The sequence below is a fragment of the Terriglobia bacterium genome (assembly GCA_020072785.1).
In the GTDB taxonomy this organism is placed as follows: domain Bacteria; phylum Acidobacteriota; class Terriglobia; order Acidiferrales; family UBA7541; genus Acidiferrum.
Genome location: JAIQGG010000002.1, coordinates 638804 through 653285, shown reverse-complemented (window position 1 = coordinate 653285; position 14482 = coordinate 638804). Strand labels below are relative to the sequence as shown.

Sequence of the window (14482 nt, the reverse complement as noted above, 5' to 3'; positions counted from 1 at the left end):
CTCAGGTGGAAAAAACTCGAGCGAGCGCGGCGGAAAGAGCTTGCGCGATAGTGTGCGCTTCCCCACCGGACAGAATGAACGGCGGAGCCAGCAAAAGATGATCGCCGCGGGAGCCGTCCACGCAGCCCTGCGAGGGATAGGTGAGGACACCTTCGTCCATGGTGGCACGGCGGATTTTCTCGGCGACACCCTCGGAGGGTTCGAAGGGCGCGCGCGCGGCTTTGTCGCGAACAAACTCGATGCCGATGAGCAGGCCCAGGCCGCGGACCTCGGCGACATGGGGATGGGATTCGAGCGGAGCGAGTGCAGCGCGCAGCGAGGCGGCGGCGGGAGCGACGCGGTCGAAGAGGCGATGCGTCTCTAGATAGTCGAGAACGGCGTTGCCGGCGGCGGCGGCGACGGGATGGGCCTGATAGGTGAAACCGTGGGCGAAAGAGCCGGAGCCGCGTTCGAAAGCGGCGACGACGCGCGGGCCGACGAGAACGGCGCCGAGCGGGGCGTAGCCGCCGCCGATACCTTTGCCGACGGTGATGAGATCGGGCTCGAGGCCCCAGTGCTCGACAGCGAAAGGCTTTCCGGTGCGGCCGAGGCCGGTCATAACTTCATCGGCGATGAGCAGGAGGCCATGGCGGCGGCAGATCTCGGCGATGCGCGCGGCGTAATCGGCGGGCGGGACAGCGGCGCCGAGGGTGGCGCCGACGACGGGCTCGAAGAGAAAGGCCGCGGCGTCGTGAGCGCCCTTTTCGCGCAGGTGGGTTTCGAGATCGTCGGCGCAGGCGAGGCGGCAGGCGGGATAGCGGGCGTCGAAGGGGCAGCGCGAGCAGAAGCAGGGAGCGATGTGTCCCCACTCGGGCATGAGCGGGAGATAGGGGAGGCGGCGACCGACGTTGCCGCTGACGGTCATGGCGCCGAGGGTGCTGCCGTGATAGCTCTGGCGGCGGGAAAGGACGCGGTAGCGGGGGGTGTCGCCGCACTCGAGATGATACTGGCGGGCGAGCTTGATGGCGGTTTCGGTAGCTTCGCTGCCGCCAGAGACGAGATAGACGCGGCCGCCATGGCGGAAGGAGGGCGGGGCAAGAGCGAGGAGGCGCGCGGCGAGACGCTCGGCGACTTCGGAATGGAACTGGGAGGTGTGCGCGAAGGCGATTTGCGAGGCCTGCGCGGCCATGGCGCGGCCAATCTCGGGAACGCCGTGGCCGATATTGACGACGGCGGCCTGCCCGGCGGCGTCGAGATAGCGCTTGCCGTCCGCGGCGTGAATCCAGCAGCCTTCGCCGCGCACGGCGACGGGATAGTCCTTCTTGAAATTTCGCGGAAACAGCGCGGATCGAATGGTCATGCGGTGTCCGGAAGGCGATTGTAGCAGAGTCAGCGGGTGAGCCATATGGCTCGGATAGCTGTCCGGCTCTCCACCACTAGACTTTTGGAGGTTGTGCTACTCTTGCGCCGTTTCCCGGAGAGTTTTGTTTAAGCACGGCAGTTTCGGCTGCGGAGAACCTGGCGGAGGGAGCGCAGAGTGGCAGACGGACAGACGGGTCTGGTGCGCACGATCGGCCGGTGGAGCCTGACGGCGCTGATGGTCAATTCGATCATCGGGGCGGGAATATTCGGGCTGCCGTCGCTGCTGGCGGGACGGCTGGGCGGATACAGCCCGCTGGCCGGAATGCTGGCGGGAGCGGGCATCGTGGTCATCGCGGCGTGCATCGCGGAGATCTCCTCGCGGTACGAGGAGACCGGCGGGATCTACCTGTATGCGCGCGAGGCGTTCGGGCAGTTCACCGGGCTGGTGATGGCGTGGCTGACCTGGCTGACGCGGATTGCGGCGCCGGCGGCGGCGGCGAACCTCTTCGTGACGTATGCGGCGCAGTTTTTTCCGGTGCTGGGGCGGCCGGGACCGCGGCTGGGAGTGCTGGCGGTGCTGATCGGGCAACTGGCGGTCTTCAATCACTTCGGCGTGAGCCTGGGGAATACGGTGAGCAACATCTTCACTGGGGTGAAGGTGGGGTTTTTGTCGTTTTTCGTGGTGGGGGGATTGTTGGCGGTGTGGTTTCTGCATCCGGCGCTGCGGCTGCCGCTGGCGCTGCCGGCGGCTTCGCGGGGGGACTGGATGGAGAGCGTGCTGCTGATGGTTTACGCCTACGGAGGGTTCGAGGGCGCGCTGTTCGTGGGAGGCGAGGCGCGGGACCCGCGGAGGGATACGCCAGTGGCGCTGCTGGTGGCGCTGGCCATCGTGGCGGCGATCTACACGGCGGTGCAGTACGTGGTGATCGTGACGCTGCCGGGAGCGGGAGGCTCGGCGCGGCCGCTGGGGGATGCGGCGCGGGTGTTTCTGGGACCGGCGGGAGCGACGGCGATGGGGCTGGCGGCGCTGGTTTCCACCTACGGCTACCTGAGCGCGAATATGCTGCACGCGCCGCGCATCACGTATGCGCTGGGGCGGCAAAGGGACTTCCCGAAATTTTTTGCGGCGGTGCATCCGCGCTACCGCACGCCGCACATCTCGATCTGGCTGTACGCGGGGCTGCTGTTCGGGTTTGCGGCGCTGGGAACGTTCCAGTGGAATGCGGTGCTCTCGGCGGTGGCGCGGCTGGGAGTGTACGGGGCGATGGCCGTGGCGGTGCCGTGGCTGCGACGGAAGGATCCGACGGGAGCGAGGTTCCGGCTGCCGGCGCCGTATCTGTTCGCGGCGGTGGGGGTGGGTTTCGCAGCGGTGATGCTCACGCGGATGGGGCGCAGCGAGTTCCTGGTGGTGGGGGGGATGCTGGTGGTGGCGACGCTGAACTGGGTGGCGGTGCACGGCGGAGCCGCAGGCGCGGAAAGAGAGGAGAAGCCATGACGAAAAAGCGCGTGGGAGAGCCGTGGATGCCGGCGGACGAATACGGGAGGTCGCTGCCGCGCTTCTCGGTGAATCTGCTGGTGCGGGAAATCGCGCGGGCGCTTCCCTTCTACACGCAGGTGCTGGGGGCGATGGTGCACTATTCCGATGCGGACTTTGCGGCGCTGAATTTCGCGGGGCTGGAGTTCATGCTGCACGCCGATCACGCTTACGACCATCACGGGTCGTATGCGCGGTTGAGCCAGGCGGGGCTGCGCGGAACGGGCGCCGAGCTGCGTGTGCTGGGCGTGGACCCGGACGGGCTGGAGGCGCGGGCGAAAGCCGCGGGTGCGACGGTTCTCGCGCCCGCCACGGACTATCCGCACGGCTGGCGCGAGGCCGTGGTGGCAGATGTGGATGGCTACATCTGGGCGGTGGGCATGGCGCTTCCGAAATAGCCAGGCCGGTAGTTGCGGACGCTTGGCAGAGCGCCGGGAACGTGCCATCATGCGGCTGCCAGCGAGTCTTCGCAATCCGAGAGGATCCTTCCGCATATGATTCCCAGGGTATGCGCATCTTCCCTGCTCTTCCTTGTTTCGACCATTTGGTGCGCTGTGCCGGAGGGCGTGGCGGCGCAATGTCTGGATGCCGATCTGCTGGTGCGGCACGCGAAAATCGTAACCATGGACGATGCGGATCACGTCGCGGAGGCGCTGGCGGTGCGCGACGGGAAGATTCTGGGCGTGGGGACGGAGGCGGAGCTGGCCGGGTGCGTTTCGCCGCGCACCAAGGTACTCGACCTGGAGGGGCGCACCGTGCTGCCCGGGCTGATCGACGTGCATGCGCATGCGATCGAGTGGGCGAAGAGCGAGCTGCAGTCCGAGGTGGAGATCAGCTATCAGAGCGTGCATTCGATTGCGGAGATCGCGGAGCGGGTGAAGCGGAGCGCGGGGACACGGAAGGCGGGCGAATGGATCCGCGGGGCGGGCTGGGACCAGGACAAACTGGCGGAGCGGCGCTACATCACGCGCGGGGATCTGGACCGCGTGGCTCCGAACAATCCGGTGTACCTGGGGCACCGCACAGGGCACCTGGCGGCGGTGAACAGCATGGCGCTGCGACTGGCGAAGATTACGGGGGCCACGCCAGACCCGCCGGGCGGGGTGATCGAGCACGACGCCGCGGGCGAGCCGACCGGGATCCTGAAAGACAATGCCATGGAGCTGGTGTCGAAGTTTTTTCCCGCCGATCCCGCCGACCTCAGTGTGGAAGCGGCGAAATACGTTTCCGAGCACGCGCTGGAGGAAGGGCTGACGACGATTCACAACATCGCCGTGCAGCCGGAGGAGATGCGGGCGTACCAGGAGGCGCGGCGGCGGGGGTGGCTGAAGGTGCGGGTGCAGATGGTGCCGCTGGTCTCCAAGCTAGGGGATGCGGAGCGGCTGGCGGCATCGGGGCTGCACACGGGATTCGGCGATGACCGGCTGAAGCTGGGGGCGGTAAAGATGTTCGCGGACGGCGGGATGGGGGCGCGGACAATCGCGATTTACCCGCCGGAATTGAAGGGCGAAAAGAATCCGCTGGGGCTGCTGGTGTGGAAGACGGAGGAGATGCAGAAGGCGCACCTTCTGCTGGCCGGGGCGGGGTGGCAGCTGGTGACGCACGCGATCGGGGACCGAGCGATCGACCAGGTGCTGGATTCGTATGCGCGGGTGAAGAAGGAGCTGGGGCTGAAGGACGCGCGCTTCCGGATCGCGCACTGCGGGATCGCGACGCCGGCGATTCAGAAGCGGATGCGGGAGATCGGGGTGATCGCCGACGGGAATCCGGCGTTCATTTACTGGATCGGGAGCTATTTCGCGACGTACGGTGCGGAGCGCACGCGCTGGGCGTATCTGGCGAAGTCGTACATCGAGAACGGGGTGATCGAGGCCGCGGGATCGGACGTGGACGTGACGCCGCTGCGGCCGTGGTGGGGGATCTGGGCGGCGGTGGTGCGGCGGGAAGCGCAAACGGACAAGGTGCTGGCGCCGGAAGAGCGGCTGACGGTGCGCGAAGCGCTGCGGCTGTATACGCGCAACGCGGCGTACGACGGGTTCGAGGAAAAGCAGAAGGGCACGCTGGAGGCGGGCAAGCTGGCGGATTTCATCGTGGTGGACCGGGATGTGCTGACGGTGGCCGCGGACGAATTGAAGGATGTGAGCGTGCTGAAGACATTTGTGGGCGGCGAACTGGTGTACGAGAAGAGCGGCAGGCGCTGACGCGAGAGGACAGAGAGGAGAGAGACGATGCACAGGATGAGGCGAATGGCGGTGGTAATCGGCAGCGCGGTGCTGGCGCTGGGGCTTGCGGCGGGAGTGCGCGCGCAGAATGCGGCCCGGCACGCGATTACGTTTGAGGATTTGGTGCGCATGCAGCGGGTGCACGAGCCGCAGATTTCGCCGGACGGCAAGTGGGTGGCGTACACGGTGACGATGCCGGACCTGGAGGCCAACCGCAACAGCAGCAATATCTGGCTGGTGGCCACAGGGGGCGGAGCGGCGGTGCAGCTGACGCGCAGCGGGCGGGACACTTCGCCGGTGTGGTCGCCGGACGGCAAGACGCTGGCGTTTCTCTCGGCGCGCAGCGGGGATTCGCAGGTGTATCTGCTGGCGATGGACGGCGGGGAGGCGCGGGCGCTGACCAGCCTCTCGACGGGGGCGGACATCGTGAAGTGGTCGCCGGACGGAAAGACGATCGCGTTCACGTCGTCCGTGTACCCGGATTGTAAGGATGACGAGTGCAACCGGGCGCGGGATGCGGAAAAGGAGAAGAGCAAGGTGAAGGCGCACGTGGCGGAACACCTGCTCTACCGGCACTGGACGCACTGGAACGAGGGCAAGCGCGGACACCTGTTCGTAGTGCCGGCGGATGGGAGCGAGGCGCCGCGCGACTTGACGGCGGGAGCAAACTACGATGTGCCGCCCGACGAGCGCGGCGGTCCGGCAGACATCGCGTTTTCGCCGGACAGCAAGGAGCTGTGCTTCGTGGCGGTAACGGACAAGGTGGAAGCGATCAGCACGAACGGGGACCTATTCGTGGTACCGGCGGCGGGGGGCGAAGCGAAACGCATCACGACGAACCCGGGGTTCGACGGAGGGCCGGCGTATGCGCCGAACGGGCAGTGGATTGCGTACCGCTCGCAGGCGCGGGCCAGCTATGAATCCGACCATTGGCGGCTGATGCTCTACGAGCGCAAGAGCGGGACGCACACGCACATCGCAGCGGGCTTCGACCGCAACCCGGAGGAGCTCTCGTGGTCGCCGGACAGCAAGACGATCTATTTTGGGGCGGAGAACGAGACGCTCATGCCGGTGTATGCCGCACCGGCGGGGGCTGGAGGGGAGCCGAAAAAGATTGTCGCGGAAGGGTTTAACAGCGAAGTCAGCGTCAGCGGCGACGGGAAGACGATCGTTTTCACACGATCGAGCCTGACGATGCCGGCGGAGATTTTCGCGGCGGGGAGCGACGGGAGCGGGGTGCGGCAGCTTACACATCAGAATGACGCGCTGCTGGGCACGCTGGAGATGAATGCGCCGGAAACGTTCTGGTTCGAGGGAGCGGGCGGGACGAAGGTGCAAGCGATGCTGATCCGGCCGCCGAAGTTCGATGCGGCGAAGAAGTACCCGGTGCTGGTGCTGCTGCACGGGGGGCCGCAGACGATGTGGGGGAATTCGTGGGGCTACCGATGGAACCCGCAGGTGTTTTCGGCGCCGGGATACGTGACGCTGATGATCAACCGGCGGGGCTCGACGGGCTACGGGCAGAAGTTTACGGATGAGATCACGGGGGACTGGGGCGGGAAGGCATATGAGGATGTGATGAAAGGCGTGGACGTCGCGCTCGCGAAATACTCGTTCCTGGACGGCGCGCGAATGGCCGCGGCGGGCGGATCTTATGGGGGGTACATGGCGGACTGGATCGCGACGCACACGGGCCGCTTCAAGGCCATCATCAGCCATGCGGGGGTGTACGACAAAGTGTCCATGTACGCGACTGAGGAGTTGTGGTTCGAAGAGCACGACATGCAGGGCACGCCATGGGGGAATCCGGAGGGATACCGGAAGTGGGCGCCGGTGACGTATGCGGGAGAGCTGGGGAAATTCAAGACGCCAACGCTGGTGTTCGCGGGGGAAATGGACTACCGCGTGCCGTATACGCAGAGCCTGGAATTTTTCTCGGCTCTGCAGCGGCAGGACGTGCCATCCAAGCTGGTGGTCTTCCCCGACGAGGGGCACTGGGTGCTGAAGCCGCAGAACAGCCAGTTCTGGTATAAGACGTTTCTGGATTGGCTGGCGGTTTACCTGAAGTAACCGGAAACGTTGCACGTGCCGGGCGGGTGCTGCGCCGCCCGGCACATTCCCTCCGGCACACTCCCTCCGAGCATCCCTGCTATAAATAAATAACCTTGCAAAACCCTCGCCAGAGGACTAGATTCCGCAGTAATCCAGGTTGTTACTCCTTTCAAATATTCCTCAAGGAGCACTCTCATGACTCATAAAACCAGGGACGACGGAATCCGGCGGCGTGATTTTATCAACGGGATGCTGATTGCCGCGGGCACGGCGGCGGTCGGGTCCTCCTTCCCCATGAAGTTCTATGCGGCAACCACCACCTATCCTTGCGACGGCTCCATCGGCAGCGACCCGCGGGTGCTGCGCGGCGGGAATCTGCCTTCGGTGTTCAATATCGGCCACTGGCTGCGCGACGGGCGGCTGACCTTCAAGAGCGACAGCGTGGTGATTTCGCCATCGCCCTGCGATAGCTACCAGGGAAGCCAGCCAATTTTGGCGGACAACGGAAACTATGAAGTGATCATCGTCGGCAGCGGCATGTCGGGGTGCTCGGCGGCGTTTTATCTCACGCGCCAGCGGCCAGGGACCAAGATCCTGATCCTCGACGGACAGGCGACTCCGGGGGGAAATGCGAACCGCGATGACGCCGCACCCATTCCGGACATTTCGTCCACGGCAACGGCTTATGCCGTGCAACCTTATGCTCCGTTCCTGGACGACATCTACAATACGACGGGAATCCTCTGGCAGAACTACATTTTGCCAGCACCGTTGTACAGCTACTACTTTGACAGCGCGACACCCTATGTGAATCCCGGCACGAGCAGTTGGAATGTGGACACGTATGGAAAGGGTCTGAACAGCGTTCCCTACCCCAACAATATCGTGAATGATTTGAAGGCAGCGCGGCAGGACCTGATGAACTGGTATCACAAGCCCGGCTCGCCCACGGATCCGGCGGACAACAGCGACCCGAAATACGACTATCTCTCGCCGATGACGTTTGATTACTACCTGACGCAGGTCCAGAAATACCACCCGGCGGTCTCCGACTTTTACACGCGCTACGCGGTGGACGCGCTGGACGGGATGACAACACAGGTCTCCGCGTACACCTCGATCAGCTTTTTGGGCGCGGAATACTACCCGGAGTTTGCGTATCCCGGGGGAAACTCCGGGATGCTGCGGCACATCGTGAAGTGGCTGATCCCCACGGCGATCAGCGGGAGCACGGATGCGGAGCTCCTGAACAATCCGTATAACCTGACGGCCATGGACGACCCCGGCAACAACGTGCGCATCCGGCAGGGAGCCATGGTGGTGCGCGGCGACACGGCGGCGAGCAACGCCAGCGTGGTCTATTTCAGCAACGGGCAGTTCTACCGGGCGACGGCCAAGGCGGTGATTTTCGCGGGGCAGGCGCACACCGCGCGCACGGCCTGCGAGCATCTGTTCAGCGCGCCGCAGCTAGCGGCCTACGACGATGTGACGCTAGGCCCCGTGATGGTGGCCAACGTCACGCTGCGCAGCGCGGCGCCGGTGGTGGACCTGGGCTACGATGCCTACTACTGGGGCAGCCAGTACTGGGCGGATTTTGTTGTTGCGGACTGGGTCGGCCCCGACCGCGTAAACCCGAACCGCCCGACGGTGCTGACTTTCTACGGAGGGAACACGGCGTCGCCCGCGGATCAGCCCAACGAGCGGATCAAGCTGCTGACAACGCCCTTTTCGAGCTACGAGGATTCGCTGCGCGCGGATCTGAATCGCGTGCTCGCGGGGCCCAATTTCGACTTCAACCGCGACGTCAGCGCCGTCTACCTCTATCGCTGGGGGCACAGCATGGTCTATCCGAAGCCGGGCTGGCCCTTCAGCGCTCCGATCATGAACGGCGGCCAGGCGACGCGCGTGCCTTCCAACCGATATTACGCGCGGCAGCAGGTCGGGCGGATATCGTTTGGCGGACAGGACGTGGAGTCCAGCCCGGCAAACGAAAGCGCAATCGGCTCGGGAGTGCGGACGAGCAGCGAAGTCCTGCCTTTGCTCTAATTCGTGTCTCGCCGGAGAAGTGATCTCCAAGGCTGCGCGTTTTTGCGGGCGTCAGGAAGAGCCCGCAAGAACGCGCCCAAACGCGCGGCGCAGGAAACGGAACAGGTGCAGGAGCAGATAGAGGGAGAGCGCAAGGAGCGCGGCAACAACCGCGGCCGTCAGGATCGGATGGGTCGCCGCGAGCCAGGAGAGCCAGACGGCCAGCACATCTTCGCCGAGGCTCAGCGTCCAATTGCTGAAGGGCTCGGGGCTGGTGTTGGCGGCGGCGCGGGTGCACGCTTTGGCGCCGTGGGCGGTGAGGGCGACGCTGCCGGCGAGGAGCGCGGCGGCCCAGCGCCAAGAGGGCGCGACGCCGCCGAGAGCGCCGTAGGCGAGAAGAGCCGCGGCCGGGGGGCGGATAAAAGTGTGCACGAGGTCCCAGACGGTGTCCACGTAGGGGACTTTGTCGGCGAGGAATTCCACGAGATAGAGGGCGATGGCGATAGCGAGAACGGCGGGGTGGGCGATGACGCGCAGGGGATCGGGCAGGTGGATCACGCCGAAACGCTGCAGCAGGCCGAGGGTGGCTACTGTGGCATAAAGGTTCAGGCCAGAAGAAAACCCCGCGCCGAGGACCAGGCCGAGAGCTGCGAGGGGATTCATGATGTGGATTGTACGGGAACCGGGAAGCGGGCGGAAGCGCCCGGGGAAGAGTCAGTGGGAGCGAGCTTTCTCAAGGGCGCCTTCCCTATCCGAAGTCAGGAGCGCTCGGAAGGCCGCACGGGCACCGCACCAAAGCTTACGACCGGTAATGCCGTTCAAGTTCCGAGGCGTAGTGCCTTCCGGTTGTGCGGGCATGTGTCTGCAACCACGCGCGAAGACTTGTGCTGCCCGTTGGCGACTCCTTGGAGACGAGCAGATTGGCCATAAGGCCGCTGACTTCATCTTTCGTCAAAACGACATCGTTGACCAGGCGGCTGAGCAGCCAGGAAGCGAGGACAACCCCGGCTGCAGGGATGCGCACGACGCGGCTGCGACTGCCGATCGTGCCGCGAATGAGCTGCACGAGATCAGCGTAGGAGTAGGTCTCCGGGCCCACCGCGTCCACCACGATATTCTCACGGCTGCGGCCACTGTCGACGGCAAGCGCGGCCAGATCCTCCACGAAGATGGGTTGCAACCCGTAATCGCCCTTGCCAGGCAATGCAAAGACCGGGAAGCGCCTTAACATCCAGGCGATATTGTTGAGCAGAATGTCTTCCGCTCCAAAGACCACCGCAGGCCGCAGGATGGCGTAGGACAGCGCGGAAGAGCGGATAGCCTCCTCCACCGCGGCTTTTCCCCGAAAGTACGGCAAAGGCGAAGACGGCGAGGGATTGGTAATGCTGACGTGCACGATGCGTTGCACGCCCGCCTGTGCCGCAGCGCGGATGAGGACCTTTGTGTTTTGGACGGCAGTTTCGTGGTTCATCCTTCCGCGGGCGAAGCGCACCCAATAGGTGTTATAGACCGTCGCCGCGCCCTGCAAGCTGTGGGCCAGCTCTGCCATATTTTTGAAATTGAGCGGGGCCACCTCGATCCTGCTGTGCAAGGGAGAGTCCCCACCCGGGTGATTGGTCAGCGTGCGCACACGGATGCCCCGCTCCAGCAGGCGCAGGGCAATGTATTTGCCGGAAAATCCGAAGGCACCGGTAACGACATGCAACGGCGCGCCGGGTGCGGGGGCGGGGTTAACTGTGGTGTCCTGCATCATCGGTATCTCCCAGGATGCGGAGAAGGGGCCGGCAGCTCGGCTGGGTCAAGCAACCGCTCCGTACCTCAGTCTTTCCTTTCACGACAGAACTACATAGCAAAAAAAGGCCTAGCGGCCGAGCTTCAAAGAGAGCAACTTGCGGACCGTGCCGCGCGCCTTGACCAGGCTGCGCAGCGTTGCCACCGGGAATTGCCGCACGTCGGAGTACAACGCCTCGACGTCGGCGAAGAACTCGTAGATTTCCTCGAGGCGCTCCCGAGTATAAGCATCGGCTTCCTTCCCCTGCCGGAGTTCCGCGATGCACAGGCGGAGGAGCTCCAGGGTGGGATCGATCTCCCGCTTCTTGCGCTGGTCGATGATGATGCGGAACATCTCCCAAACGTCCTTGATGGACTCGTAATGCTGGCAGCGGTCGCCGAGGACGTGCACCGGGCGAACGAGCCCCCAGCCCTGCAGTTCGCGGATGCTGGTGCTGACATTGGAGCGGGCCACATGGAGGGTCTTGGCAATCTCCTCGGCAGTTAAGGGAGTGGCAGAAACGTGGAGAAGGGCGTGAACCTGAGCGACGGTGCGGTTGATCCCCCAGCGGGCGCCCATTTCGCCCCAGTGGAGGATGAACTGCTTTTTGGCGGTGCTTAGCTGGGTCATACAGTTCTTTCTGTCACAACAGATATTACTGACATAACTGACAATTGTCAAGACCCGCCCGGCAAGCGCGCACGCAGAAACCTATCCCGAAACGTCAGGGGCGGTGGGTGGCGAAGAGGCGGCGCTTCACCAGTTCGACGAAGGCGAGGTAGGTGACGGCGGCGAAGATGAGGAAGGCGAAGTATTTTGCGGGGAGCGGGGTGAAGCCGAGGATGTGCGCGAGCGGGGAGAACGGCAGGACGACGCCGATGAGGACGATGAGGAGGGTGGTGATGGTGAGCGGGCGGCTGGGGCGGCTGCGCAGGGGATTGCCCATGGTGCGGATGACGAAGAGGACCAGGGTTTGCGTGGCGAGGGACTCGACAAACCAGCCGGTGTGGAACAGCGGCTTGCTGGCGTGGAAGACGGCGAGGAGGACGTAGAAGGTGAGGAAGTCGTAGAGGGAGCTGACGGGGCCGATGGCGAGCATGAAGTTGCGGATGAGGCGAAGGTCCCAGCGCTGCGGGGTGCGCAGTTGCTGGTCCTCGACGTTGTCGGTGGGGATGGTGACCTGGGCGAGGTCGTAGAGGAAATTGTTGAGGAGGATCTGCAAGGGGAGCATGGGCAGGAAGGGGAGAAAGAGCGAAGCGGCGGCCATGCTGAACATGTTGCCGAAGTTGGAGCTGGTGCCCATGAGGAGATATTTGAGGACGTTGGCGGAGGCTTTGCGGCCTTCGATGATGCCGCGATGGAGGACGCTGAGGCCGGGTTCGACGAGGATGAGGTCGGCGGCGTCGCGAGCGATGTCCACAGCGGTGGAGACGGAGATGCCGACATCGGCGGCGTGCAGGGAGGGAGCGTCATTGATGCCGTCGCCGATGTAGCCAACGACGTGAGAGCGGTGCTTGAGGGCGAGAATGATGCGGTGTTTCTGCATGGGGGAGATGCGGGCGAAGAGCATGGTCTGTTCGGCGACGTGGCCGAGGGCGGCATCACTGGTGCGCTCGAGCTCCTCGCCGAGAACGGTGGGGGGATCCACGATGCCGAGCTGCTTGCAGACATGGCGGGCGACGAGCTCGTTGTCGCCGGTGAGGATTTTCAGCTGCACGCCGTCGCGTTCGAGAGCTTGGAGCGCCAAGGCGGCATCCTCGCGGAGCGGGTCGGAGAAGGCCAGGAAGCCGGCGAGGGTCAGTTCCCTTTCGTCCTGGACGGTGAGGCCGTCGGTGAGCCGGACTTCGCGCCAGGCGACGGCGAGAACGCGGAAGCCGTCGGAGCAGAGCGCCTCGTAGAGCCGGGCGCAGCGCTCGTGCGCCGCTTCGTCCATGGGCACACGCTGACCATCCATCTCGCAGGCCACGCACAAGGCCAGGATGCCTTCGGGAGCGCCTTTGGTGATGAGCAGGTGCCGCGAGCTGGCGGCGGATTTCTGGTCAACGACGATGGAGAGGCGGCGGCGCTCGAAGTCGAAGGGAATTTCATCGCGCTTGGAGTATTCCTCGGCGTGGGAGACCTGGGCCTGCAGGATGGTGGCGTCCAGGGGGCTGCGAATGCCAGTTTCGAACTGGCTGTTGAGATAGGCGAGGAGGAGGGGGTGCTCGGCGGGCTGGCCGGCGGCGTCGAGCGTCTTCTCCAGGGACATTTCGCCGCGGGTGAGAGTGCCGGTCTTGTCGCTGCAGAAGACGTCAATGCTGCCGAGATTCTGGATGGCGGAGAGATGCTTGACGATCATCTTGACACGGGCCATGCGCACCGCGCCTTTGGCCAGGGTAACGGAGGTGATCATGGGGAGAAATTCAGGGGTGAGGCCGACGGCGAGGGCGACGGCGAAGATCAGGGATTCGAGGGCGTCCTTGTGCAGGGCCACGCGCAGGACCAGGATGAACAGCACCAGGAAGAAGACGGTGCGCATGATGAGCATGCTGAACTGGCGCAGGCCGCGCTCGAATTCGGTTTCTTCGGGGCGCATGGCCAGGCGCTCGGCGATGGAGCCGAAGGCGGTGCGGGGGCCGGTGACGAGCACGCGGGCGAGGGCGGCGCCGCTGACGACCGAAGTGCCGAGGAAGACGAGGTCGGGGGCGGCGGGGCCCGCCGCGAGAGGGCTGGGCTGGGGGAGGAGTTCCTTGTCCACGGGCATGGATTCGCCAGTGAGGGCGGCCTGCTGCACGAAGAGGTCGCGCGCGGCGAGCAGGCGGGCGTCGGCGGGAACCAAGTCGCCGGCGGAGAGGCGGACCAGGTCGCCGGGGACGATTTGGCTGCGGTGGATTTCCTGCCAGGCGGCGTCGCGGAGAACGGTGGCAGTGGGAGCGACGCGCGCGCGGAGCAGTTCGACGGCGCGGTTGGAGCGGTAGGTCTGCACAAAATTAATGCCGGCGCCAACGAGAACGATGCCGACGATGAGGCCCGCGTTCAGCAACTCGCCGAGAAAGGCAGCGACGATGCTGGCGAGCAGCAGGATGACGACAAGGGGATTCAGGAAGAAGTGGAGGAATTCGAGGAGTTCGGAGCGGCGGACTCGCGGGCTGGGTTCATTGGGGCCGTACTGCGCGAGGCGCTCTTCGGCCTGGCGCGCGGTCAGTCCTTCTTCCTGCGGCGCTTTGGCGAGTTCGGGCTCGGCCAGTATGGGCATGTGCACTGCACCGAAAGGGACCCGGGGCACGCCCGGCAAGCCAGAGGAGGCCGGGGCGCGAGTTGAGTATGGCACGGGGCATGCTTGCCTGCCAGCCGCGCGGCGAACTGGGCAGGGGGGCGGGCTAGATTGGCGGAGCGACTTAGTCGCGCCGCATTCGAATACAGTTGGCATCCAGCTTTAGAGTCCGCCATTAATAAGAGCTATTTATTTGACGAAATACGGCCATAATGATATTTAATAACAACAATGAGCAGCCAGAGTCAGCGACGGAGCGCCTCTCTCGTGCCGCGAAGGATGGA

10 protein-coding genes are annotated in these 14482 nt (G+C 64.9%); 5 read left to right on the top strand and 5 right to left on the bottom strand.

Annotated features, from left to right (window positions below):
- Nucleotide 1 precedes the first annotated feature (1 nt).
- Complete coding sequence (locus tag LAN61_06045; GenBank protein MBZ5540068.1) at nt 2–1339, bottom strand: aspartate aminotransferase family protein; 1338 nt, start codon at nt 1337–1339, stop codon at nt 2–4.
- Nucleotides 1340–1516: 177 nt separating this feature from the next.
- On the opposite strand from LAN61_06045, the gene LAN61_06040 reads away from it, so the two are divergent.
- The 5 genes from LAN61_06040 (at nt 1517) to LAN61_06020 (ending at nt 9195) form a co-directional block, all read left to right on the top strand.
- Complete coding sequence (locus tag LAN61_06040) at nt 1517–2836, top strand: APC family permease (protein ID MBZ5540067.1); 1320 nt, start codon at nt 1517–1519, stop codon at nt 2834–2836.
- Complete coding sequence (locus LAN61_06035) at nt 2833–3273, top strand: VOC family protein (GenBank protein ID MBZ5540066.1); 441 nt, start codon at nt 2833–2835, stop codon at nt 3271–3273. Before LAN61_06040 ends, LAN61_06035 begins: the two co-directional genes overlap by 4 nt.
- Nucleotides 3274–3369: 96 nt before the next feature.
- Nucleotides 3370–5076 (top strand): amidohydrolase, encoded by a 1707-nt coding sequence (locus tag LAN61_06030; GenBank protein ID MBZ5540065.1) that lies wholly within the window; start codon nt 3370–3372, stop codon nt 5074–5076.
- A gap of 45 nt (nt 5077–5121) precedes the next feature.
- On the top strand, nt 5122–7167 hold the full coding sequence (locus LAN61_06025; GenBank protein MBZ5540064.1) for a S9 family peptidase: 2046 nt from the start codon (nt 5122–5124) through the stop codon (nt 7165–7167).
- A 177-nt stretch (nt 7168–7344) separates the two neighbouring features.
- Nucleotides 7345–9195 carry an NAD(P)-binding protein gene (locus LAN61_06020; protein MBZ5540063.1) on the top strand — a complete coding sequence of 617 codons (1851 nt, stop codon included), beginning with the start codon at nt 7345–7347 and terminating at the stop codon, nt 9193–9195.
- A gap of 51 nt (nt 9196–9246) precedes the next feature.
- On the opposite strand, the gene LAN61_06015 is transcribed toward LAN61_06020, so the two are convergent.
- The 4 genes from LAN61_06015 to mgtA form a co-directional block, all read right to left on the bottom strand.
- Nucleotides 9247–9837, bottom strand: a complete 591-nt coding sequence (locus tag LAN61_06015) for a DUF4126 domain-containing protein (protein MBZ5540062.1) — start codon at nt 9835–9837, stop codon at nt 9247–9249.
- A gap of 136 nt (nt 9838–9973) precedes the next feature.
- Nucleotides 9974–10924, bottom strand: coding sequence for an NAD(P)H-binding protein (locus LAN61_06010; GenBank protein ID MBZ5540061.1), 951 nt, complete (start codon nt 10922–10924; stop codon nt 9974–9976).
- Between the two features lie 111 nt (nt 10925–11035).
- Complete coding sequence (locus LAN61_06005; GenBank protein MBZ5540060.1) at nt 11036–11524, bottom strand: MarR family transcriptional regulator; 489 nt, start codon at nt 11522–11524, stop codon at nt 11036–11038.
- A 145-nt stretch (nt 11525–11669) separates the two neighbouring features.
- Entirely contained in the window at nt 11670–14180 is a 2511-nt protein-coding gene (gene mgtA, locus LAN61_06000; protein MBZ5540059.1) for a magnesium-translocating P-type ATPase, read from the bottom strand.
- Nucleotides 14181–14482 lie beyond the last annotated feature (302 nt).

Excerpts from the sequence above, each read along its gene's own strand:
- LAN61_06015 (MBZ5540062.1), bottom strand. The coding sequence starts at position 9,837 with ATGAATCCCCTCGCAGCTCTCGGCCTGGTCCTCGGCGCGGGGTTTTCT.
- LAN61_06005 (MBZ5540060.1), bottom strand. The coding sequence starts at position 11,524 with ATGGGCGCCCGCTGGGGGATCAACCGCACCGTCGCTCAGGTTCACGCC.
- LAN61_06030 (MBZ5540065.1), top strand. The coding sequence starts at position 3,370 with ATGATTCCCAGGGTATGCGCATCTTCCCTGCTCTTCCTTGTTTCGACC.
- LAN61_06045 (MBZ5540068.1), bottom strand. The coding sequence starts at position 1,339 with ATGACCATTCGATCCGCGCTGTTTCCGCGAAATTTCAAGAAGGACTAT.
- LAN61_06010 (MBZ5540061.1), bottom strand. The coding sequence starts at position 10,924 with ATGCAGGACACCACAGTTAACCCCGCCCCCGCACCCGGCGCGCCGTTG.
- LAN61_06020 (MBZ5540063.1), top strand. The coding sequence starts at position 7,345 with ATGACTCATAAAACCAGGGACGACGGAATCCGGCGGCGTGATTTTATC.
- LAN61_06035 (MBZ5540066.1), top strand. The coding sequence starts at position 2,833 with ATGACGAAAAAGCGCGTGGGAGAGCCGTGGATGCCGGCGGACGAATAC.
- mgtA (MBZ5540059.1), bottom strand. The coding sequence starts at position 14,180 with ATGCCCATACTGGCCGAGCCCGAACTCGCCAAAGCGCCGCAGGAAGAA.
- LAN61_06025 (MBZ5540064.1), top strand. The coding sequence starts at position 5,122 with ATGGCGGTGGTAATCGGCAGCGCGGTGCTGGCGCTGGGGCTTGCGGCG.